This window comes from Paenibacillus sp. FSL M7-1455 (assembly GCF_038004655.1).
Lineage (GTDB): Bacteria > Bacillota > Bacilli > Paenibacillales > Paenibacillaceae > Paenibacillus_AQ > Paenibacillus_AQ cookii.
This window is the reverse complement of the sequence record NZ_JBBORO010000001.1, coordinates 1198146-1217886: the sequence shown is the minus strand read 5'-3', so window position 1 is coordinate 1217886 and position 19741 is coordinate 1198146. Positions and strand designations below refer to the sequence as shown.

Annotated in this window: 26 protein-coding genes and 1 pseudogene; 5 read left to right on the top strand and 22 right to left on the bottom strand. The window is 53.5% G+C overall.

Going from position 1 to position 19741, the window contains the following annotated elements; translation table 11 throughout:
* Nucleotides 1-78: 78 nt before the first annotated feature.
* The 4 genes from NYE48_RS05745 to araA form a co-directional block, all read right to left on the bottom strand.
* Entirely contained in the window at nucleotides 79-1749 is a 1671-nt protein-coding gene (locus NYE48_RS05745) for a ribulokinase (RefSeq protein ID WP_340997425.1), read from the bottom strand.
* A gap of 181 nt (nucleotides 1750-1930) precedes the next feature.
* The gene (gene araD / locus NYE48_RS05740) at nucleotides 1931-2626 is read right to left on the bottom strand and encodes an L-ribulose-5-phosphate 4-epimerase (RefSeq protein ID WP_212949172.1); all 696 of its coding nucleotides are present in this window, start codon (nucleotides 2624-2626) and stop codon (nucleotides 1931-1933) included.
* Between the two features lie 87 nt (nucleotides 2627-2713).
* Nucleotides 2714-3802, bottom strand: a complete 1089-nt coding sequence (locus NYE48_RS05735; protein ID WP_212949174.1) for a GntR family transcriptional regulator — start codon at nucleotides 3800-3802, stop codon at nucleotides 2714-2716.
* Between the two features lie 131 nt (nucleotides 3803-3933).
* Nucleotides 3934-5421 carry an L-arabinose isomerase gene (gene araA / locus NYE48_RS05730; protein ID WP_212949176.1) on the bottom strand — a complete coding sequence of 496 codons (1488 nt, stop codon included), beginning with the start codon at nucleotides 5419-5421 and terminating at the stop codon, nucleotides 3934-3936.
* 216 nt (nucleotides 5422-5637) lie between these two features.
* On the opposite strand from araA, the gene NYE48_RS05725 reads away from it, so the two are divergent.
* The 3 genes and pseudogenes from NYE48_RS05725 to NYE48_RS05715 all read left to right on the top strand — a co-directional run.
* A complete protein-coding gene (locus tag NYE48_RS05725; RefSeq protein WP_340997422.1) occupies nucleotides 5638-6366 on the top strand; it encodes a YwaF family protein in 729 nt (242 codons plus the stop codon).
* A 225-nt stretch (nucleotides 6367-6591) separates the two neighbouring features.
* Nucleotides 6592-7515, top strand: a complete 924-nt coding sequence (gene cysK, locus NYE48_RS05720) for a cysteine synthase A (RefSeq protein ID WP_212949179.1) — start codon at nucleotides 6592-6594, stop codon at nucleotides 7513-7515.
* Between the two features lie 95 nt (nucleotides 7516-7610).
* Nucleotides 7611-7712 (top strand): annotated as a pseudogene (locus NYE48_RS05715) (short-chain dehydrogenase); the annotation flags it as partial.
* A 78-nt stretch (nucleotides 7713-7790) separates the two neighbouring features.
* Here NYE48_RS05715 and NYE48_RS05710 read toward each other — a convergent pair.
* The 15 genes from NYE48_RS05710 to NYE48_RS05640 form a co-directional block, all read right to left on the bottom strand.
* A complete protein-coding gene (locus tag NYE48_RS05710) occupies nucleotides 7791-8315 on the bottom strand; it encodes a hypothetical protein (RefSeq protein WP_212949180.1) in 525 nt (174 codons plus the stop codon).
* Nucleotides 8316-8528: 213 nt separating this feature from the next.
* Nucleotides 8529-9242, bottom strand: coding sequence for a YjjG family noncanonical pyrimidine nucleotidase (locus tag NYE48_RS05705; RefSeq protein WP_036708389.1), 714 nt, complete (start codon nucleotides 9240-9242; stop codon nucleotides 8529-8531).
* Nucleotides 9243-9439: 197 nt separating this feature from the next.
* The gene (locus NYE48_RS05700; RefSeq protein ID WP_036708384.1) at nucleotides 9440-9634 is read right to left on the bottom strand and encodes a DUF4177 domain-containing protein; all 195 of its coding nucleotides are present in this window, start codon (nucleotides 9632-9634) and stop codon (nucleotides 9440-9442) included.
* A gap of 105 nt (nucleotides 9635-9739) precedes the next feature.
* Entirely contained in the window at nucleotides 9740-10492 is a 753-nt protein-coding gene (locus tag NYE48_RS05695; RefSeq protein WP_036708379.1) for an enhanced serine sensitivity protein SseB C-terminal domain-containing protein, read from the bottom strand.
* A 99-nt stretch (nucleotides 10493-10591) separates the two neighbouring features.
* Nucleotides 10592-11479, bottom strand: a complete 888-nt coding sequence (locus NYE48_RS05690; RefSeq protein ID WP_340997416.1) for a TIGR01777 family oxidoreductase — start codon at nucleotides 11477-11479, stop codon at nucleotides 10592-10594.
* Between the two features lie 20 nt (nucleotides 11480-11499).
* Complete coding sequence (locus NYE48_RS05685; RefSeq protein ID WP_331480177.1) at nucleotides 11500-11634, bottom strand: hypothetical protein; 135 nt, start codon at nucleotides 11632-11634, stop codon at nucleotides 11500-11502.
* Between the two features lie 49 nt (nucleotides 11635-11683).
* Complete coding sequence (locus tag NYE48_RS05680) at nucleotides 11684-12118, bottom strand: VOC family protein (protein WP_036708370.1); 435 nt, start codon at nucleotides 12116-12118, stop codon at nucleotides 11684-11686.
* A gap of 120 nt (nucleotides 12119-12238) precedes the next feature.
* Entirely contained in the window at nucleotides 12239-12895 is a 657-nt protein-coding gene (locus tag NYE48_RS05675) for an HD domain-containing protein (protein WP_212949186.1), read from the bottom strand.
* Nucleotides 12896-12964: 69 nt separating this feature from the next.
* A complete protein-coding gene (locus tag NYE48_RS05670) occupies nucleotides 12965-13384 on the bottom strand; it encodes a GNAT family N-acetyltransferase (protein ID WP_340997407.1) in 420 nt (139 codons plus the stop codon).
* Between the two features lie 36 nt (nucleotides 13385-13420).
* Nucleotides 13421-13894, bottom strand: a complete 474-nt coding sequence (locus tag NYE48_RS05665; RefSeq protein WP_340997405.1) for an NUDIX hydrolase — start codon at nucleotides 13892-13894, stop codon at nucleotides 13421-13423.
* Nucleotides 13895-13915: 21 nt separating this feature from the next.
* Nucleotides 13916-14254 (bottom strand): HIT family protein, encoded by a 339-nt coding sequence (locus NYE48_RS05660; protein ID WP_212949190.1) that lies wholly within the window; start codon nucleotides 14252-14254, stop codon nucleotides 13916-13918.
* 46 nt (nucleotides 14255-14300) lie between these two features.
* A complete protein-coding gene (locus tag NYE48_RS05655; protein WP_081992205.1) occupies nucleotides 14301-14771 on the bottom strand; it encodes a GNAT family N-acetyltransferase in 471 nt (156 codons plus the stop codon).
* A gap of 12 nt (nucleotides 14772-14783) precedes the next feature.
* On the bottom strand, nucleotides 14784-15086 hold the full coding sequence (locus tag NYE48_RS05650; RefSeq protein WP_036708358.1) for a hypothetical protein: 303 nt from the start codon (nucleotides 15084-15086) through the stop codon (nucleotides 14784-14786).
* A complete protein-coding gene (locus NYE48_RS05645; RefSeq protein ID WP_212949329.1) occupies nucleotides 15083-15592 on the bottom strand; it encodes a hypothetical protein in 510 nt (169 codons plus the stop codon). The genes NYE48_RS05650 and NYE48_RS05645 overlap by 4 nt, the downstream gene beginning before the upstream one ends.
* 14 nt (nucleotides 15593-15606) lie before the next feature.
* Nucleotides 15607-15903 carry a hypothetical protein gene (locus NYE48_RS05640; RefSeq protein WP_212949192.1) on the bottom strand — a complete coding sequence of 99 codons (297 nt, stop codon included), beginning with the start codon at nucleotides 15901-15903 and terminating at the stop codon, nucleotides 15607-15609.
* 58 nt (nucleotides 15904-15961) lie between these two features.
* Here NYE48_RS05640 and NYE48_RS05635 point away from each other — a divergent pair, with 58 nt between their 5' ends.
* Both NYE48_RS05635 and NYE48_RS05630 read left to right on the top strand, forming a co-directional pair.
* Nucleotides 15962-16285: a hypothetical protein gene (locus NYE48_RS05635; RefSeq protein WP_340997398.1), complete on the top strand. Its 324-nt coding sequence runs from the start codon at nucleotides 15962-15964 to the stop codon at nucleotides 16283-16285.
* Between the two features lie 155 nt (nucleotides 16286-16440).
* A complete protein-coding gene (locus NYE48_RS05630) occupies nucleotides 16441-16854 on the top strand; it encodes a hypothetical protein (protein ID WP_340997396.1) in 414 nt (137 codons plus the stop codon).
* 81 nt (nucleotides 16855-16935) lie between these two features.
* On the opposite strand, the gene NYE48_RS28190 is transcribed toward NYE48_RS05630, so the two are convergent.
* The 3 genes from NYE48_RS28190 to NYE48_RS05620 all read right to left on the bottom strand — a co-directional run bounded on the left by NYE48_RS28190 (nucleotide 16936) and on the right by NYE48_RS05620 (nucleotide 19736).
* Nucleotides 16936-17106, bottom strand: a complete 171-nt coding sequence (locus tag NYE48_RS28190; RefSeq protein WP_373316220.1) for a DUF4083 family protein — start codon at nucleotides 17104-17106, stop codon at nucleotides 16936-16938.
* Nucleotides 17107-17363: 257 nt separating this feature from the next.
* The gene (locus tag NYE48_RS05625) at nucleotides 17364-18026 is read right to left on the bottom strand and encodes an HAD family hydrolase (protein ID WP_340997395.1); all 663 of its coding nucleotides are present in this window, start codon (nucleotides 18024-18026) and stop codon (nucleotides 17364-17366) included.
* Between the two features lie 162 nt (nucleotides 18027-18188).
* A complete protein-coding gene (locus NYE48_RS05620) occupies nucleotides 18189-19736 on the bottom strand; it encodes a methyl-accepting chemotaxis protein (protein WP_340997393.1) in 1548 nt (515 codons plus the stop codon).
* Nucleotides 19737-19741 lie beyond the last annotated feature (5 nt).

Sequence of the window (19741 nt, the reverse complement as noted above, 5' to 3'; positions counted from 1 at the left end):
TTTGAGGAAAACCGTCTGCCCCCATGGCGTGGAAGGCAGACGGTCTTTTGCAAGTTTTCCTTGCGGGGTTCCTCCCGGCTACTCGACCGACTTTTTGATGTTCTTGAGCCGCTTCATCACGTCGTTCGCGCCGCGGCCAAAGTAATCATGGAGAAGGTTGTATTCCTGATAGAGGCGCTCGTACACTTCAACGTTTTCCGGAATCGGCTTGAAGGTTTCTTCTTTGACCCTCGCCATTTTTTCGGCTGCGGCGATGACCGTGTCGTAACCTCCACCTTCTTTGCCGGCCGCAACCGCCGCGAAGATCGCCGCTCCGAGCGCCGGCGTCTGTTTGGAATCCGCAACGAAAATTTCCCGGTTCGTCACGTCCGCGTAAATCTGCATCAGCAGCTTGTTTTTCTGCGGCAGACCGCCGCATGCATACAGCACATCCACGTTGACGCCGCTCGAATGGAAGGCATCGACGATTTTGCGCGTGCCGAAAGCCGTCGCTTCAAGCAGCGTGCGGTAAATTTCCTGCGGCTTGGTCAGCAGCGTCATGCCGAGAATCATGCCCGTCAAATCCGTATCGACGAGCACCGAGCGGTTGCCGTTCCACCAATCCAGCGCAAGGAGTCCGGTTTGGCCCGGCTTATACTGCGCGGCTTCCCTTTCAAGCCAAGCATGAACGCCGATGCCCTCTTTGTCCGCCGCTTCCTTCACGTAAGCCGGCAGCGCTTCTTCCACGTACCATTCAAAAATGTCGCCGACGGCCGATTGGCCGGCTTCATACCCGTACAATCCCGGAATGATGCCGTCTTCCACGACGCCGCACATGCCTTCGACCTGCTTTTCTTCCGTGCCGAGCAGCATATGGCAGATCGAGGTTCCCATCGCCATGACCAGCTTGCCCGGCGTCACGACGCCAACGGCAGGCACGGCCGCATGGGCGTCCACGTTGCCGGCCGCAACGGCGATGCCCGGCTTCAGCCCCATCATGGCCGCCATGTCTTCCGTCAATCCGCCGACGTTGGTTCCGAGCGGAATCACTTCGCCGCGGAGCTTCGTTTCGGTCAAGTTCTCCAGACGCGGATCCAGCGCTTTGAAAAATTCCTTGCTTGGATATCCGTCCTGTTTATGCCAAATCGCTTTGTAACCCGCGGTGCAGCTGTTGCGCACGATTCTGCCGGTCATTTGCGAGATGACCCAATCCGTCGCTTCCAGGAACTGATCCGTCTGATCATAAATCTTCGGAGCTTCGTTCAAAATTTGCCATACTTTGGCGATCATCCATTCCGAAGAAATTTTGCCGCCGTAACGCGCCAGGAACGCTTCGCCGCGCTCGGCGGCGATCCGGTTGATCGCATCCGCTTCCGGCTGGGCCGCATGGTGCTTCCACAGCTTCACCCAGCTGTGCGGATCGTCCTGAAGTTCCGGCTTCAGGCACAGCGGCTCGCCCTTTTCATCGACCGGCAGCATGGTGCAGGCCGTAAAATCGATGCCGATCCCGATGATGTCCGCCGGATCGACGCCGGATTCGCGGACGACGGCCGGCACCGAACGGCGCAGCACTTCGATGTAATCGGCGGGATGCTGCAGCGCCCAGTCATGCTCCAGCTTTTTCCCCGACCCCGGCAGCCTTTCGTCGATGACGTGATGCGGGTAAGGCGTGACATGGTCCGCGACTTCGCGCCCATTGGACAGGTCGACCAATACGGCACGGCCGGATTGGGTTCCGTAGTCCACCCCGATCGTATACTTTTTGCTCATTTGAGTCCCCTCCAGCTCGATAACGAGTTATCATGAGAAATTTCTATATCCGAAAATAACCTTCCCATCCAGCGCTACCTAGCTCGAAACCGATCAACTTGACAATATCTTACACGGAAGCGGCTGGAATGCCTATTGCAAAATCATAAAATGATGGCAGTAAACGTTGCTTGCTTTTCGATTATTTTTGGCCGTAATAAGCATTGGCTCCATGTTTGCGCAGAAAATGCCGGTCGAGCAGCGTTTGGTCCATCGGCTTGCTGTCCGGATTCAACTGGAGCTGCCGCGCCGTGATTTTGGCGACTTCCTCCAGCACCACCGCATTATGGACCGCATTCAGGGCATCTTTTCCCCATACGAACGGCGCATGCGCATGCACCAGGATGCCGGGCACCTGCATCGGATCCAAGCCAAGCTCCTGAAACCGCTCTACGATGACGTTCCCGGTTTCCAGCTCGTAAGCGCCTTCGATCTCCACCTTCGTCATCGGGCGCGTCACGGGAATTTCGCCGTAAAAATAATCGGCATGGGTCGTTCCCGACGCCGGCAGCGGCCGTCCCGCCTGGGCCCAGCTGGTTCCCCACGGCGAATGGGTATGTACAACCCCGCCGATCTCAGGGAATGAACGGTATAACACCATGTGCGTCGGCGTATCGGATGAAGGCCGCAAGTCGCCTTCGACGACCCGTCCCTCCAGATCGACGACCACGAGGTCTTCCGCTTTCAAATCCTCGTAAGGAACGCCGCTCGGCTTAATGACGAACAGTCCTTTTTCCCGGTCGATTCCGCTTACGTTCCCCCATGTAAAAGTGACAAGGCCGTGTTTCGGCAAAGCCAAATTCGCTTCCAGCACCTGTTGTTTTAATGCTTCCAGCATGTCGGACACATCCTTTCTTATCGATGGTTGTACGTACAAGCGAAGGCGGGGAGAGCCCGCACTTAAGCAGACCCGTCCCTCTTCGCGTCAATTTCTTTTCGCTACGGAATCCCGCACGATGAGTTCGGGTTCGTAAATCGTATCCCGTGCCGTTTTTCCTTGTTCGATCATAGCGATCAGCTGGCTCGCCGCCGCCTGCCCCATCTCCGTCTTCGGATGCGTCAGCGTCGTCAGCTTCGTTCCCGAAGCGGTGGCCAAGCTGGAATCGTCGAAGCCGATGATGGACACGTCTTCCGGCACCTGCAGCCCGCTTTCGGCAACCGCCTCCATCAGCAGCACCGCCAGCTCGTCGTTATAACACACGAATGCCGTCGGACGGTTTTCCCCTTCCCCAAGCATTTGCAAAGCCTGGCGGTATGGCAGGCTGTTTTTCTCCTCTGTCGTGTAGGTGACGACCCTTTTCGGGGAAGCGCTCATTCCAGCGGCTTTATGCGCCGCCAAAAAACCCTTCAGGCGGTTTACGCCCTGCAGGTCGTCCCGCTTGAAGAAACCGGCGATCTGGGTATGCCCCATCTCGAGCAAATACTGGACCGCCTTGTAGCCCCCGGCCTCGTCGTCCACCTTCAAGCAGGCGCATTCCAGCTCCCGGTATTTTTCGTTGATCATCAGGTAAGGGATTCCCTTTTCCTGAAGCTCCAGGAAATAGGCCAGGTTCGGATTGCCTTCGGCGCTTTTCGTCGGTTCGATGATCAATCCGCTGAGCGGCTGGCTGGTCATCAGCTGCAGGCTTTCCATTTCCTTTTCCTTGGTGTTGTCCGTGCTGGACAACAGCAGCCGGTACCCTTGGCTGCGGAGCTCCGCTTCGGCACCCCGGACGATATGCGGAAAGATGTAATCCGATATATACGTCGTAATAATGCCGATCGTTTTCGCCTGTTCGGCTTCGCGGCGCTGCGGATGGCGGGCAAAAGTGCCTTTGCCTTGAATCCGCTCCAGCCACCCTTCTTTCTCCAGCTCGCCGAAGGTTTGGCGGACCGTCTGGCGGCTCATGCCGAACTGCTCCGCGATCTCGTTCTCCGAAGGGACCTGCTGTCCACGCTGCAACTTGCCCGATTCGAACCAGGACAACAGCTCTTTCTTTAATTGAATATACTTGGGAATCCGTCTATTATTCATCATTCACCTCAGCGAAACAATTCGAGTATAGAGCCTGCCGTGCCCGGCGCCAGGTTCGGTGCAGCCGGGCAGGCTCTTCCATATATAGTTATTGTATCATAGGCTGGGCGAATAGAGACAAACTGCCCTTTTTATCTTAAGCGATATGCCGCTTCGCTCCACAGTAGCTCGTTCTTGAAGCGCTGAACCGACGTGTTTTTGTCGATGACGACGGCTTCGATGCCGGCCATTTCCGCAAAGTCCGTCAGGTTCTCCGCCGTAATCGCGTACGAGAGCACGGTATGATGCGCACCTCCCGCCAAAATCCACGCCTCGGCGGATTCGCGCAGGGAAGGCTGCGGCTTCCAGAGCACGCGGGCAACCGGCAATTTCGGCATCGCCTTCTCGACTTTCACGCCGTCCACGACATTCACGAGCAGGCGGAAACGGTGGCCGAGGTCCACAAGGGACGCATTGACCGCTTGGCCGTCGCGGCCGTCGAATACGAGACGGGCAGGATCTTCCTTGCCGCCGATGCCGAGCGGATGCACTTCCAGGGACGGACGCGTAGCCGCGATGGTCGGGCATACCTCCAGCATGTGGGCGCCGAGGATCATATGGTTGCCCGGTTCGAAATGGTAGGTGTAATCCTCCATGAACGACGTGTCCTTATTGTTCGCGAGCACTTTCAAAACGCGCGTCAGCGCGGCGGTTTTCCAGTCGCCTTCGCCGCCGAAGCCGTATCCGGCTTCCATCAAACGCTGCACGGCAAGGCCCGGAAGCTGCTTCAATCCGTGAAGGTCTTCGAACGTCGTCGTGAAGGCGCCGAAGCCGCCCTCCTCGAGGAAACGTTTCATCGCGATTTCAATGCGCGCCTGGTACGCGATCGCATCCCGAACCGGTCCGTCGCTGAGTCCGGCCTGGGTAATCGTATACTGCTCCGCATATTCGTTCAGGAGCGCTTTCACTTCGCTGTCGCTGACTTCGTTCAGGACCTGCACCAGGTCGCCTACGCCGTAGCCGTTGACCGACCAGCCGAATTTGATCTGCGCTTCGACCTTGTCGCCTTCGGTTACGGCCACTTCGCGCATGTTGTCTCCGAAACGGGCCACTTTCAGGCGGCGGCTTTCGGCAAATGCGGCTGCGGTGCGCATCCAGCCGGCGATGGAATCCCGTACTTCAGGATCTTCCCAATGTCCGACGACGATTTTGCGGGCGATGCCGAGACGGGCTCCGATATGGCCGTATTCTCTGTCGCCGTGGGCGGACTGGTTCAGGTTCATGAAGTCCATGTCCATCGTTTCCCACGGAATATCGCGGTTAAATTGCGTATGCAGATGAAGCAGCGGCTTCTGCAGCTGCGAAAGGCCGGCGATCCACATTTTGGCCGGGGAGAAGGTATGCATCCACGTAATGATTCCCGCGCAGCTTTCATCGCTGTTCGCTTGGATGATCAAGTTGTAGATTTCATCCGGCGTGGTCACGATCGGCTTAAAGACGACCGGATACGTAAACGAAGCGTCCTGATCCAGTTCTTTTGCGATAATTTGCGAGTGCGAAGCTACTTCTTCCAATGTTTCGGGTCCGTATAAATGCTGGCTGCCTGTCACAAACCAAAATGAGTGCGGTTTCAAATTCATTTTGTTAGCCCTCCTAAATTGATGCTTATGGGTTCATTCACTTGTACATACCAATATGATCAAATTTCGCGAATTATTCATACTTGTACGTACATGTATCTATAGCTTTATCATATGCCTGCCGCCCCAAAAAAGCAAGCAAAACATTTTTTAGCTTTGCGGTCGGAGCGCTGACCGTTATCATGGGAATAACAACCGTTTCCAGGAGGCAAGGCCATGAGCGAACCGTTTGTCCCGTTTTCAGCTTCCCATCTGCTTATGCTTCTTACGCTTGTCGTTCTCTCTATTCTGCTTTACGCCTTCCGGTTTCCCTTGCGCACGCGGCCAAAGCTCAAACGTTTTCTCCGTTATGCCTTAGCCGCGCTGCTGGCCGTATCCCAAGCCGTCCTTGATGCATGGAATATCGCCGAGGGCGCCTGGAGCGCAGCGTATACGCTGCCTCTGGAGTTATGCAGCATCACTTTGCTTCTATCCGTCGTCATGCTGCTGACCCGCAGCCGGGTGCTGTACGGCATCCTCTTTTTTGCCGGGATCGGGGGCGCGCTGCAGGCGCTGGTCACGCCCAATCTGGCCTTCGGATATCCGCATATCCGCTTTTTCCAGTTTTTTGTCGCCCATATGCTGATCATTTTGGCTTCGCTGTACATGACCTGGATCGAAAACTACAGGCCGACCTGGAGATCGGTGGGGCTGGCGATGATTTTCCTGAACGCCGCCGCCGTGGTCGTCGGGACGCTGGATTACCTTCTCGGCGCCAACTACATGTTTTTGATGCATAAGCCTTCCACGCCGTCCCTGCTCGATTATCTCGGTCCCCATCCTTTCTATCTGCTGGTTGAAGAAGGCATCGCCCTGCTTATTTTCGTTCTGATGCATCTGGCCTGCTTTGTTCTCCCGGAAAAGAGGGCCAAAATGGGAAAATCCCGCGGCCAATCGGCCATGTAAAATATCCAACCTTAACGCAGGGCTTGGTGTTGCCGCCTTTTCGGCCGCTTTTGCGTCGATGCGAGGGAATACATATATGCTGTACGCAAAAAAGCGGTCGATCAATGCCTGAACCCTGCGGCGCAACGCCTCCCGCCTTCATTGTGGAATCGCCCGCCGGGAATTATAATGGTCTGAAAAGCTTGTCCGCAACGTGCAAAAAACGCGAAAAGGAGCTTTGCCGCCATGACACGACCTAAAGTGGTACAAAACATAACCGAACTTATCGGCCAAACCCCGGCCGTCCGCCTGCACCGTCTCGCGGGCGCCCAGGAAGCCGAAGTGTACGTCAAACTCGAGTATTTCAATCCGAGCCGAAGCGTCAAAGACCGGGCGGCCTTCAACTTGATCGCCCAAGCCGAAAAAGACGGGCTGCTGAAGCCCGGCTCCACGATCATCGAGCCGACGAGCGGCAATACGGGCATCGGACTGGCGATGAACGCCGCCGCCAAAGGATATCGCGCCATTCTGGTCATGCCCGACAACATGACGAAGGAGCGGATCAACATTTTGAAGGCTTACGGCGCGGAGGTCGTGTTGACTCCGGCCGCCGAACGCATGCCGGGCGCGATCCGCAAAGCGGTTGAGCTGAGCCGGGAAATCCCGGACAGCTTCATCCCCCAGCAATTCGAAAACAAAGCCAACCCCGACATTCACCGCCGGACGACGGCGCTGGAAATCCTCGAGCAGATGGAGGGGCGCCTGGATGCCTTTGTGGCGACGGCAGGGACCGGCGGAACGATTACCGGCACCGGCGAGGCATTAAGGGAGAGCATCCCGGGAATCCATGTGTACGTCGCCGAGCCCCAAGGCTCGCCCGTGCTGTCCGGCGGACAGCCGGGCCCGCATAAGCTGGTAGGGACGAGCCCCGGCTTCATTCCGCCCATCCTGAATACGGACGTATACGACGAAATCTTCCAGGTGAGCGACGAGGATGCGATCGGAACGGCCCGCCGGCTCGCCAAGGAAGAAGGAATACTGGTCGGACCGTCCTCCGGCGCCGCCGTCTGGACCGCCCTGCAAGCGGCTAAGCGGCTTGGTCCGGGCAAACGGGTGCTGTGCATCGCCCCGGATACCGGGGAGCGTTACCTCAGCATGGGGATTTTTTAGGCTCACCTGTGATCGCAAGAAAAGGCAGAACTGGAGGACCAGGGCCCCCTTCCGAATGAGAGAGCAAAATTTTGGCATTCCCCTTGCCAACCAGCCAGCCGGGCGACATCGCCGGCATCGCCGCTTTCCTTGCATCGGAAGACAGCCGCTGGATCACCGGCCAGCTCATCGACGCCAGCGGCGGATCGCATCTCTAAGCGCCGGCCTGCATGGATCGCGCTTTTTAACGCCGCATATAAAAAATCCAGCACGTCAAAGTGCTGGATTCTTTCTTTTTATGGAATATATTGCTGAACGATTTTAACCACTTTGCCGTCCCGGATCGTCAGGTGGTACGGGAAGCTTTTCATGTCGATCAGCTTGTCGTTGTTCATGATGGCCAAATATTTATCCAGCGATACCGGTTCATTCCACTGGATGTCCATCCCTTCGTACGTTCCGTCGTGATCGTACAACTGCATCAGCACCTGGGCATCCGGCGCAATGTCATACGTCTTCAGCGTCGGATCGTCGTTGACGATGTAATAACCGTCAGGCGCGCCGCCCAATTCTTCGGCCGCTTCTTTTTCCCGTTCCATGAACTTCTGGTCGGCCGCGGCGCCTTCATACCATTCGATCGGATCGGCCTGGACGACGATATGCCCGTTCTCCTGTTTTATCGAAGAAATCAAAGCTGTCACTGTGTCCTCGCTCGGAGGAACCGGCGTATATTCCTTGTCCGTTCCGACTGCACTGGCCGATGTCGTCATGCTTAGCAGAACCGCGATCATGAGGGTAGCAAACAGCGTGATTTTTTTCATTGAAAATATCTCCTTTAATGGACATGTATTGATTTCCATATTATCCATTACCCTGCCGAGTTATTTTCAAACGGAATTTTGCGTAAAAACTCCGGAATAGCTCCGTTCGGGCGTGGTCTTCTTATAGTTTCACTATAAAACATCCCCCGCGCCAAATCGTCACAATAAGGTTACAACCACGTCAAATTGTTGTCATGATCGAGTGCGCTTTCATCAGGTTCTGGCTTTGGCTTTGCCGCGCTGCAAAACCGACTTGAGTTCGTCCAGCTTGTGGATTTCATACGTCGGAACGATGCCGGTCGGGTTCGGCAGGCGGTCCGGATTATACCAGCACGTATCGATGCCGATGTTGTTTCCGCCTTGGATATCGGAGGTTAAGGAATCGCCGACCATCAGCATTTTTTCTTTTTCGTTGCTGCCGATTTGGGTAAAAGCATGCTCGAAGATCCCCGGCTGCGGTTTTTGGAAGCCCGTATCCTCGGAAACGATCACCGCTTCGAAAAAGTCTTTAAGCGCCGAACGGTTAAGCCGCCCGAACTGCACCTGCTTGATGCCGTTGGTGACGGCGGCGATGCGGTAGCCGTTGTCCTTCAAATATTGCAGCAGCTCAAGCGCCCCCTCAAACACGTACGAATGCTCCGAAAGGGATTGGATGTAGCGGTCGCTGACGATTTGCGCATCCTCCTCCAGCTTTTGCTCCTGGCAAAACCGGCGGAAACGCTCCACCTTCAAATCGGTCGAATTGATGAATCCCTGCTCAAGTTCCTTCCACAGCCCTTTGTTGATCCGGTTATAGCAATCGATGATGCCGGCATCCTCCGGATCGAGATTCAGGCTCGAAATGACGTAAGCCAAGGCGCGCGCCTCGGACATTTTAAAATCAAACAACGTTTCATCCAGATCGAATAAAATCCATTCGTAAGACAAATTGCAGGCCTTCCTTCTATGTAAAATCGGCTTCTTGCAGCCTTTATCCTAACTAGTTTAAGGGAAAAAACGCATTTTATCCACCTTCGCCGGGACTTCTTCCGGGCACGCAGGTTTCCGTCAACCAAAAAAAGCACGCGGCCCGCCGGACGGATCTCCGAAAGACAAGCCATGTGCTTCTGGTTATTGGACGAGCGTTACACCTTTCTTTTGAACACGGCGATGACATCCCTGGAATGTCCTTGGCCCGCGCTGGTGTCGAAGCAGGAGGTCAGCTCCCAGCCTTCCATGCCGCATTCGTTCAGCAGTTGTTCGAATTCCTCTTCGTCCACCTTTCCTCCCAAAAAGCCGCCGGTTTGGTACTTGACCGTTTTGTACTCCCATTTTTCCATCGTCTAACGCATCCCTTCGAATATTGATTATATTCAACCCCGATGACCGCGTCGCCCATGGACGGAGCAGCGGCGGTACCGGGAATCCAGCAATCCGTTGACAGCTTAGAACGTTTCCTTCAAATAAAACGGTTTGCATTTGCTTTCAAAATAACTTTCAAGCCCGGAGCTGCCGTTCAGCTCGATAAACTGCACCGGAGGATACTGCACTTGAACCGATTCGGCGACTTTCCCGGCCTCGGCAATGATTTGATCGCCTTTGCCGATGTAGCTGACCGCAATAAGCGTCCGCGGCGCGCGGTCCGTACGCGGGTTAAACACCTGGGCGTTGTAGGCGCAGATGACGTTTTTTAATCCTTCAAAAACTTTGCTCAACTCGTTCAACAGCTCCGTCGGCGGTTCCGCAGGAGGACCGATCATCGTTTGGGTGTTTTTTTCCACGACGTAAGCTTCTTGGGCGTTAAATACGGAGCCGTTCAGGATCGCTTCGATTTCCTGCGCGGTAAACTCTTTGCCGAACTCGGAGCCCGGATTAAGCAGAAGGTCGGCTCCCTTCGTCAAATTAAAAAAATGCACCGCATTAATGGCCAAATATTGCACGGGCTCTTGAATGAAGGCCTGCATGCGGGTCAATGAAGAAAATATCGGGATGTATCGTTTCCCGTTCATTTCAACGCTTAACAGCTGGACGGATTGCCCTGCTGTCAGCTCGGTTGTTTCCTGAACAGGGTTTGTCCCGCCTTGGATCGCGTAAATTTCGGAATTCCGGAGTTCGTAATAAAAATCAGGTCTGGCGGAAGGCTCGTTGACCGCTTTGATCAACTTCTCCTCCAGCGTGTTCGTTGCCTCAAAAGACATGGTTGATGCTCCCTTCAGGAAAGTATCGGATAAGGACCAATATAAGTAGTGTACCTTTCTTTGGCTGTGAACTAAAGCCCTAATTCCTTCGAATGGCGTTTAGGGAATGATTTCTTGGAGAGCTTCTCCCAACGTTTTGTACTTGAAGTCGTACCCCGCCCGCATTAATCGCTCCGGGACGACCCAGCGGCTTTTTAAAACCAATTCGGTTTCGGTTTGAATGATCCTTGCCCCGATTTCGAGCATCCAGGCCGGGGCGGGCAGCCCGAAAGGCATGTTCATCGCCCGGCGCAGCTCCCGCATCAGCTCTTTGTTCGTGACCGGATTCGGGGCGGAAACGTTAAAAACGCCGCTAAGCTCCGGATGCTCCTTCAAGAACAAAATGACGCCCAAAACATCGTGAAGATGAATCCAGCTGAAACGTTGATGGCCGGGCCCCTGAATGCCGCCGAGGCCGAAACGGACGAGATTGCGGTAGGGAACCATCACCCCGCCGCCGCGCCCCAACACGATCGCGATCCGCAAGGCCGCCTGACGGGTACGGGGAAGCTTAAAAGAGAAAAAAGACCTCTCCCATGCCGTGGCGACATCCACCGAAAATCCGGAGCCGATCTCGCCTGCTTCCTCGGTCATCGGACGGTCTTCGGCATGCCGGTAAATGGTGGCGGTGCTCGAATTGATCCATAGCTCCGGCGGCTGCTCGCAGGCCAAAACGGCCTCCCCGAGAATCGTCGTCGTTTCGGTGCGGGAGTTCAAAATTCCGGCTTTGTTTTTGTCATGATAACGGCAGTTGACCGATTTGCCCGCCAAATTGACGAGCAGGTCCGCAGACTCCAGCGCCTCGCGGATTCCTTCCCGGTCCTGCCAGGAGATATGGCCAGCCCGTCTGGAGATGATGCACACCTCCCATCCGCGCCGTTTGAATTCTTGTTCGAGGTACGTCCCGATAAAACCGGTTCCGCCGGCGATCACGATTTTTTGTTTCACCGCTGCTCTCTCCTTTTCCGTCAAGTAGGACGATGGCGCGTCCTATGGCGATGGTAGAAAAAAATGCCGGCTGCGGCTAGCAGCGCAATGACGAGAATGCTTAACCATGCCTCTCCCGGCCTGCCTGCCGGTCCGGCATAGGTTAGCTTTTTCATCGCAACCTCCGGTCAACGTCGACAGACGTTATTTTTCAAAAAAAACGGACTACGCCTTAAAATGCTCCTTGATCTCATCCTGCGGGTCCCATTTGGACCAGGCGGCTTCCAGCAAATGGCCTTCCGGGTCCCGGAAATAAAAATATTTGGCTTCGCCTTGGCCGAGCGTACGGAGCTCTTCCACCTGAACGCCCGCGTTTTTCAACTTGTCGTAGGTATGCTCGATGTTTTCGCAATTCAGGGCCATGATCGGAAAAGGCTTGCCGTTTCTTCGGATTTCCAGCGGCTGCTTGTCCCGGGTTTCGATCAGCAGCAGGGCAATCGAGTTCACGTGCGGATGATGCAGCACGGCCAAGTCAGAGCCGCGGTCTTCGAATTTTTCCATCAGCTTGAAGTCCAGATGCTGTGTATACCACGCAATCGAATCGTCGAGGCGGGTCGTCGGCACGTACACGTAACCGATCCGCAGGAAAGAAAACGTCATGAAAAAACCTCCCTGAAGATTATATTTTGTCGTTTTGCGATGCTCACGTTTCGTTCAGCTTCAGCGCCATTTTTCGAGCATGACGACGCCACGATGGCGACGACCCGGGCGACCGTTTCCCTATGGATTTCGGCTTCCCCACTCGCGGTAAAACTGCTGCAAATACTGCTCCATAAACGCATGCCGCTGTTCGGCCAGCTCCCTGGCGTACGGCGTATTCATCAAACTTTTAAGCTTCAGCAGCTTTTCGTAAAAATGGTAGATAGCGGTCTTGCCGGCGGACCGGTAATCCTCCTGGGCAAGGTCATCCAGGCTCAGCTCCGGGTCATGGATGATGCGGCCTTTGGCCCCCGAATACGCAAACGTTCTGGCAATGCCAATCGCCCCGATCGCATCCAGACGGTCCGCATCCTGCACGACCTGCCCTTCCAGGGTGGTCATCGGCGGATTTTTGCCGCCGTTATAAGACATGTTCGCGATGATGTCCATCACCTTGCCGGTCAAATCTTCGTCAGCGGCTTGTTCCGTCAGCCATGCCCTCACTTTTTCCAACCCCGCTTCCTTGCTTGCATTCAATTTTTCGTCGGCCACGTCATGCAGAAGCGCCGCCAGCTCGCACACGGTCCGGTCGGCGTTTTCCTTGGCGGCGATGTCGAGCGCCGTATTCCGTACCCGATCGATATGCCACCAATCATGGCCGCTGGCCTCCCCGGCATGCACTTGTTTTACGAATCGCTCCGCCTGTTGGATAAGCCAAGAATGATCTGCCACTTTCATGTTTGCCTCTCTCCTTCTGCGATTGCGGCATTGTTTTTTGCCTGTTGCGGCATCTCCGCACATTCCATGCTACAGCGTTTTTTTGAAAAAAACCTCGCCGATCCCGCCCTCGTTGATACCCGAAACGATTCCCGCTTCCTCGAAGCCGACATGCCTGTGCCAGCTTTGCGGCTCCGCTTCGTTCACCTGCGACGAGCTGTACAGGTAGCGGTGACCGCGTTTTTTTAAATCCTCTGATGCAAAAGCCAACAGTTTTTTGCCGATCCCCTGCGCGCGGCGGCCTTCTTTCACGAGGATAAGACCGATGTAAGGAACCGTGGACCATATGTATTCCAAGCGCATATAGCCGAGCAATTCTCCGCCGTTTTCGGCCAAAACGACTTCGCGGCGGCCCAGCTTCCACCTCAGAAACTCGGGATCAAAATGCGGATCCATCTCCCGTGCCTTCGCAAAATCTTCGGGTTCACCGAAACGTGTGACAGTCTGCACAAACCAACCCTCCTTCAAAACATCGCTTTTGTTTCGTTATCCATTTTCAATTCTTGTTACCAAGCGGTATGACGGGGCGACCTCCCATGTCTCATACGGAATCATACCCTTGGCCCTCATCGCGTCGAGCGTGCGGGATTTTTGCTGCGGGCGGGTAATATATTCATCGATGTTGGATTCGGTGATTCGAACGTATCCGGCTTCCTGAATTTCTTCCGGCTGGATGCGGATCTCCCCGCTCACATATTCGGCTTTGAAAACAACCGAAAGGACGTGCTTCGTCGCGTTGAAATAAACGCCCGTAATTCCGACCGGCCGAATCACGACCCCCGTCTCCTTCAGAAATTCCCTGCACACGGCCTGGTCCAATGGCTCCCCTTCATCCACGTTTCCTCCAGGCATCTCCCATGTGTCGTTCCGCCAGTGCGTCCTGACGAGCAGCACCTCGTCGTGTTCGTTCATCAACAAGGCGGAAACCGAAACCGTGTGTTTGGGCGGATTATGCTCCATGCCGATCGTCCTCTCTTCGCGTTATTTGGAAACGGTCCTTTCGCCGCTCACCACATGCCAGTGAAAATGCTTGGAGTCCTGGTAGGCTCCGAGGTTGGTGATCACTCTGGCGGCGCCCGTGCTTAAGGTCATGTCCGAAGCCACCTTTTTGACGACGGCCATGAGCTCCAGCAGCAGCCGATCGTCGTTGCTTTCTTCATCGGAGACGAGCGAACCGACGTGAATTTTCGGAATGACGACGACATGATGTTCATAGGACGGTCTTGTGTGATGGTACGCCAAAACTCGCTCCGTTTCCATCACTTTGCGGACAGACGTTTTTCCGTTCAAAACCTCATCACAATAAAAATCTTGGCTCATATGCCCCTCCTGTTCCTGCATCCTGCCGGATCATGATTCAACCGTGCTAAACGATATCCTTTTGATACACGATAATTTCTTTCCCGTCTTGATTGATCACGGATTTTACGGGCGCCATCCCCTGACCCTTCCAAAACCGGTGTCCCGGTTCATTTTCGGCGATCACCCCCAGGCGGAACGTTTTGACGCCTCTTTCCTTCATGATGTCATAAAATAAGTCCATCGCCCGGCGGCCGTACCCCTGCCCCTGAAAGCTCTTTCGTATTTGCAGCAGCCCAAGCCACGGATAACCGTCTTTGGGATTGTTCATCAACAGCTCGAGCACGCCGACGTACCGGTCTCCGTCTTGAATGACAAACCGTTCTGCCCCCATGTTTCGGCCTTCTTGAATCTCTTCCCGGATCTCTTCTTCCGTGAACACGTCCTTCTCCTTCGACACCCGGTTAAAAAAAGGATCCGAATTCAAAATGATGACTTCCTCGCTAAACAGCTTTGGCGTAGATGGTATCAGTATCATCAGTTTCTCCTTTCAATTGAATGTATTTATTTCATATTTCCCTGCGCCCGGAGCCTCAAAATGTCGATCTTCCCCGTCACCCGAAGCTTCGAACGTCTCAACGCGATCTCCGGTGATCGCTAAAACGCGTACGTCTTTTTCCTTTTGCAAACCTTGGATATTAAACAGAAGCGTGACCTTGTAACGGGTTCCCCAGCCCTGTGACATCTGATGGGTTCCAAAATAGGATTGATGCGTTTCGATGAAGTCATTGATTAACAAGGCAACCCCCAGGATAGCGGCCAAAATGCAATAAATCAGCGTTCTTTTTTTCACTGGCCTTCACGCGCCTGTATGTATTTTAAAATCTCTTTATTGCTACGTACGACCATCCGTTTGGCCTTAAACGGTTCGGTCATTTCCATAATCTCCTTCATATGTACCCTGTCAAATTTCCGGTTCCATACCCAAGCCATCTCGAACACATTTTTCAAAGACTGCTTGTAATTCGCCCGCTCGAGTCCAAGCCTGGTGCGCAAAAAGCGGCGGATGACCCTAAAATCCCGGACCCAGCGGTTGGGCGTAATAATAAAAATAACATCGGCATGCTCGAAGCTCTCTTTTCCCCATTTATGATGCACGCCTTCAATAACCCAAGCCTCGCTGCAGGCCGCCCGCCTTAACAAGGCATCCCTCGTTTCCGCCGGAAATCTGCGCTGCACCTCGCCGCGTTCCCATACGAAATTGTCCGTTTCATAGTGAGGGATGTTCAGCCTTCGCGAACATTCGCGTGCGATGTAGGATTTTCCGCTGCCGCAAGAACCAATAATCCGGATTTTCATCGGTGACACCCCCTTCAGGCGTTATAGCCGATTGGCAAGAGCTTTTGCAGCATCAAAACGTAAATCAATGAAGTCATCAGTCCCGCTCCGATGAAGACCGAATGGTTTAACAGCCATTCATCCAGAATGAAAGATACCGCCGTTAATGAGATCATCCCTTTAAAAGCCATGTACAGCCCGAAAACGAAAAAAAGAACGGCACTGGCGACCTCCATCCGCAAAAGAAGATATCCGAGGTAGGGGACCAGGCACAGGACGCTGGCCATGGACGCACAGCCGAATCTGCATAACGCCTTTGAGATCCATTGCATCACGTTACCTCCCAAGCGGATAAATTTTGGAAAGCATATATGATTCCAATTTTAATCTATGTTGGTTGTTATTGTATACGATTTCAAGGAAAATAGAGAGAAGCACTTTCAAAGAAGAGTTGAAATTGAGCAAAAGGAGATCGAAGGAAGCGGCAGCAAGGAAGTGATTGCCGATCAAGAGACGGGGGATCCGATTTTGGTCATTTCCGATATCATCGAGCTGAATGCGGAAGAGGTTCGCGATTTTCTGGCAGGGAATCCCTTCACCCTTCATTTCAAGCTGTTTGCCAGCCATGATGCTTCGGGCCGCGAGGCGCAGGAATACGCCATACCGAGCTTCGGCTGGACCAGAGCGCCGATTACGGGCTCGATCTTGATTTGACCGGGGACGCTGTTCAGCTTACGGACGATCATGGAAAGACATATCCCCTCAAGACTTACCGGACGAAGTATCAGCCTGCGAACGAGAAATTTCAACCCGGCGTAATCGAGCTCGCGTTTAATTCCTCTCCTTTTTTTGACGAGACGGTAAAAAGCTTGACGCTGCATATCGGCGATATCAAAGTATCGGACTGGACAAGAAGCGATTCGTTTACCCTTAGTCTGAACGAAAACATGCCGAAGCCGATCCGCTTTAAAGGCAAGGAAATGGCCATTGCCCAGGCGCGATATGAAGATGGTTTTCTGAAGCTTCGCGTGCGGCAACCGGAGAAAGATCGCATGAGCGTACGTTTTCGTATACCTACGTTCCAGCCGGAAGGGGAGCTTAGGGACACGTATTATGGAGAAAAGGCGGATCAAAGAAAAGATCTGCTCGTTCCGGCCGAAGGAACGGATGCCTATGATCTGTCCATTATGGCCCCGCAACAGGAGACTTACGAAATCCGCATGATGCGGGAAACGGATGCCGTTCGAATTGACCGGACGCTGAACATCGATTTGAGTCCATAATATCTTATCGGTCCAATAGATGCTCCAAAAGGACGTTCGCCTAGAACGTCCTTTTTGCTCCAACGGATTCATCCGAAAAATTCACTCGGTCTTATTCATTTCATGGTTCAACCGATCTATTTTCTCTTCCAATCTTCTCAAGCTTTCTTCCGTGTTTTTCGTATGCTGGATGAGTCTATTTACGAATTTATATAATCCCGCAAAAAACAGGATTACGATCAATATAAATACAATTTGATATAACGCCGCCATCCAAGAAAAATTCAAAATATCCGCCCCCTCAACGACTACAGTTATTTCGCCCTAGCTGCATACATGCTGACTGGTATTATATAAGTACTTCTTGATATACGATTTGTCATGCTTTCATTTATGTCGAGTATCCCGATGAAATCAGACCATTTTCAATATCATATGAATATAAAAAACGCTCTCCCCCTAACCATCGATCAAACTGTCATTTAATATAACCATTTGGTTTTAGTTTAGTTACAATATTTTTTTATATATCAGATCTGCTCCCGAGATCCTACAACATCCCGCAATTCTCTTATATCCACAATCGATGCGTACGGATGTACGCCCATTCTGTTCATCTTAGCGATGTCTCCTTGATAGGATATGAATCGAATCCCCGCGGTCATCGAGGCTTTTCCATCGATCCAAGAGTCGCCTACCGAAATCCATTCCCCGGCTGAAATATCGCTGCACCGATCCAAAATGTAATGAAACCCGGCAGGCGATGGTTTTAGGGAGGACATGGTTTCTCTACCGACGACAACATCAAAAAAATCCAATATATCATGATCCCTTAAAGCGGCCTCCGCGGCAATGTTCGAGTTATTCGTCACAACGGCCATACGGTATTTCCCCTTCAGCTCTTCCAGAATTTCAGCAACGCCGTCCTCCAATTCGGCCCCCTTCATGCCTTCCATTTCAAATCTTCTGGGGATCTCCCACATTTCGGCGACCAGTTCCTCCGTCATGCCGCCGGTTTTCGTAGCTTCTTCAATTAGGGTGGAAGTAGTGTGCTTTGATATATCAAGCTGCCGGGAGAGCAATCCCCTGGAAACCAAAAATCGAAAGGTCTCGAGTTTCATGGCCGCAAAATCTATTTTGGATTTCAATAACGTATTATCCATGTCAAAAATAATGCCTTTGATCCCGTTCAACTTGCAGTTTCCTCCTCTCTTGCAAACGTGGAACTGTGGCGGGTGGTCCGAGTCGTGAAAACCTGGAAAAGGCTTTGTGGCCTTCTCAAGTTAAAAATAAGATGGCCCCTTTTTCAGGTGAGCCATCTTATGTGCTTATGTACCTTTATAGCCCCTCAGGGCCTATTCCCTCTGCATCTGATCCATAATGGCTTCGAGCTCGCGGGACGACTCGTGCAGCAGCCGGGCGGTTCCTTGCATCTCTTCCAGGAAAGAGGCATGCGATCTGAATTCGGCGGAAACTTTGCGCGAAATGTCCTCATTCCGGCTGGCAATGGAGGATAAATCCCCGATGGATGCCGACACCTGCCCGGAGCCGGAGGAAATTTGCTGAACGGTTGCGGAGATGTCCTGGATATGGTCGGCTACCTGCTTGGACAACACCTGCAGCTTCTCAAACGACCTTCCGGCACTCAAGGTGATATCCATACCGCTCCGAACACTTTCATGCACCTCGTCCATGGACAGCAAGGCGTCCAGGGAATCTTGCCGAACCGTCTCCACCAGGCGGGAAATCTCCCCGGCCATCTTGCCGGATTGATCGGACAGCTTCCGAACCTCCGAAGCGACGACGGCAAAACCCCGCCCATGCTCGCCGGCCCGGGATGCTTCGATAGCGGCATTGAGCGCAAGCAAATCGGTCTGGCTGGATATTGCCCGGATCGTCTCAAGCAGTTTGCCGATTTCCAAGGCGCGGTCATTTAACGTTTGTACCCTGTGATCGGAACGGTTGACCGCCAGCTGAATCCGCTCCATTTGCTCGCTTACGCGGCGGGCCGATTCATTCCCCTCCTCCGCGAGCGCGGCCGATTGTTGTGCTGAGCGGGACACCTCGGTTGAAAACGAAGCAATGCGCGTGATCCCGGCAGCGATCTCCTGCATGGCCCGGGTACTCTCGGCGGAACCGATGACCTGGGACTGGGTTCCATCCACAATGTCCTGCATGGATTGAACCATCCGATGATTGGAATGGGCAGTTTCGGCAGCAGCGGTGGACAATTGCCCCGCAGATCCGACAATTTGGCTCGAGGCGGACGAAAGGCGCTTGATCACATCTTGGACGGCCCGTTTTCTTTCATGTTGTTTTTCCGATTCCAATGCCCGCCGGATTCGGGCTGACGAGTTGATTTGCAGCATGGTTGCGCCTGCCGTAAGGACCAGAAATAGGGCATGAACGCATACCATGCCAAAGCTGTATGAAGAAGTGCCGAACACGATTTCCGGAATGACCAGGTAGCCTGCCGCATGCTGCAGCGCAAAAATCACCGTCATAAGAACGACCAGGGAAATGTTTTCATAATAGGCCAGGATGGCGATCACCATAAAGATGGAGAAATGCAATTCGACATGCCCGCCGCCGCCGGCGATGATGGAAATACTCGCGAAGGTAAGGGCTAAGGTGTTCAGGACGGGAATCCAGCGTTGATCGGCCTTGCGCCTGAATACGATCAAACCCGTTGCCCATAGCGCAAACGGGATGACGAGCAGCAGGTTCAAAATGACCCGGAAGCGGGCCGTGTAATTCATCACTCCCATGCCCATTCCTTCCATGGTTGCGGCATTCATACCTGTAAATACGTCCCAATGGCCGTTCAGCAAATGCGGGAACACGGATAACAGAATAACGGCTGCCGACAACTGGAGCATAAAACGGTTTTTTTGCGTGATCATAGTTT

What these genes read in the sequence shown, in the direction of transcription:
- NYE48_RS05685 (WP_331480177.1), bottom strand. Translation starts at nt 11,634, where the DNA reads ATGAAAAAGCTAACCTATGCCGGACCGGCAGGCAGGCCGGGAGAGGCA.
- NYE48_RS28190 (WP_373316220.1), bottom strand. Translation starts at nt 17,106, where the DNA reads ATGGCGGCGTTATATCAAATTGTATTTATATTGATCGTAATCCTGTTT.
- cysK (WP_212949179.1), top strand. Translation starts at nt 6,592, where the DNA reads ATGACACGACCTAAAGTGGTACAAAACATAACCGAACTTATCGGCCAA.
- NYE48_RS05680 (WP_036708370.1), bottom strand. Translation starts at nt 12,118, where the DNA reads ATGACGTTTTCTTTCCTGCGGATCGGTTACGTGTACGTGCCGACGACC.
- NYE48_RS05620 (WP_340997393.1), bottom strand. Translation starts at nt 19,736, where the DNA reads ATGATCACGCAAAAAAACCGTTTTATGCTCCAGTTGTCGGCAGCCGTT.
- araD (WP_212949172.1), bottom strand. Translation starts at nt 2,626, where the DNA reads ATGCTGGAAGCATTAAAACAACAGGTGCTGGAAGCGAATTTGGCTTTG.
- NYE48_RS05735 (WP_212949174.1), bottom strand. Translation starts at nt 3,802, where the DNA reads ATGAATAATAGACGGATTCCCAAGTATATTCAATTAAAGAAAGAGCTG.
- araA (WP_212949176.1), bottom strand. Translation starts at nt 5,421, where the DNA reads ATGAATTTGAAACCGCACTCATTTTGGTTTGTGACAGGCAGCCAGCAT.
- NYE48_RS05665 (WP_340997405.1), bottom strand. Translation starts at nt 13,894, where the DNA reads ATGGAGCATAATCCGCCCAAACACACGGTTTCGGTTTCCGCCTTGTTG.
- NYE48_RS05745 (WP_340997425.1), bottom strand. Translation starts at nt 1,749, where the DNA reads ATGAGCAAAAAGTATACGATCGGGGTGGACTACGGAACCCAATCCGGC.
- NYE48_RS05675 (WP_212949186.1), bottom strand. Translation starts at nt 12,895, where the DNA reads ATGAAAGTGGCAGATCATTCTTGGCTTATCCAACAGGCGGAGCGATTC.
- NYE48_RS05710 (WP_212949180.1), bottom strand. Translation starts at nt 8,315, where the DNA reads ATGAAAAAAATCACGCTGTTTGCTACCCTCATGATCGCGGTTCTGCTA.
- NYE48_RS05725 (WP_340997422.1), top strand. Translation starts at nt 5,638, where the DNA reads ATGAGCGAACCGTTTGTCCCGTTTTCAGCTTCCCATCTGCTTATGCTT.
- NYE48_RS05655 (WP_081992205.1), bottom strand. Translation starts at nt 14,771, where the DNA reads ATGATACTGATACCATCTACGCCAAAGCTGTTTAGCGAGGAAGTCATC.
- NYE48_RS05640 (WP_212949192.1), bottom strand. Translation starts at nt 15,903, where the DNA reads ATGCAATGGATCTCAAAGGCGTTATGCAGATTCGGCTGTGCGTCCATG.
- NYE48_RS05645 (WP_212949329.1), bottom strand. Translation starts at nt 15,592, where the DNA reads ATGAAAATCCGGATTATTGGTTCTTGCGGCAGCGGAAAATCCTACATC.
- NYE48_RS05660 (WP_212949190.1), bottom strand. Translation starts at nt 14,254, where the DNA reads ATGAGCCAAGATTTTTATTGTGATGAGGTTTTGAACGGAAAAACGTCT.
- NYE48_RS05635 (WP_340997398.1), top strand. Translation starts at nt 15,962, where the DNA reads ATGTTGGTTGTTATTGTATACGATTTCAAGGAAAATAGAGAGAAGCAC.
- NYE48_RS05695 (WP_036708379.1), bottom strand. Translation starts at nt 10,492, where the DNA reads ATGTCTTTTGAGGCAACGAACACGCTGGAGGAGAAGTTGATCAAAGCG.
- NYE48_RS05700 (WP_036708384.1), bottom strand. Translation starts at nt 9,634, where the DNA reads ATGGAAAAATGGGAGTACAAAACGGTCAAGTACCAAACCGGCGGCTTT.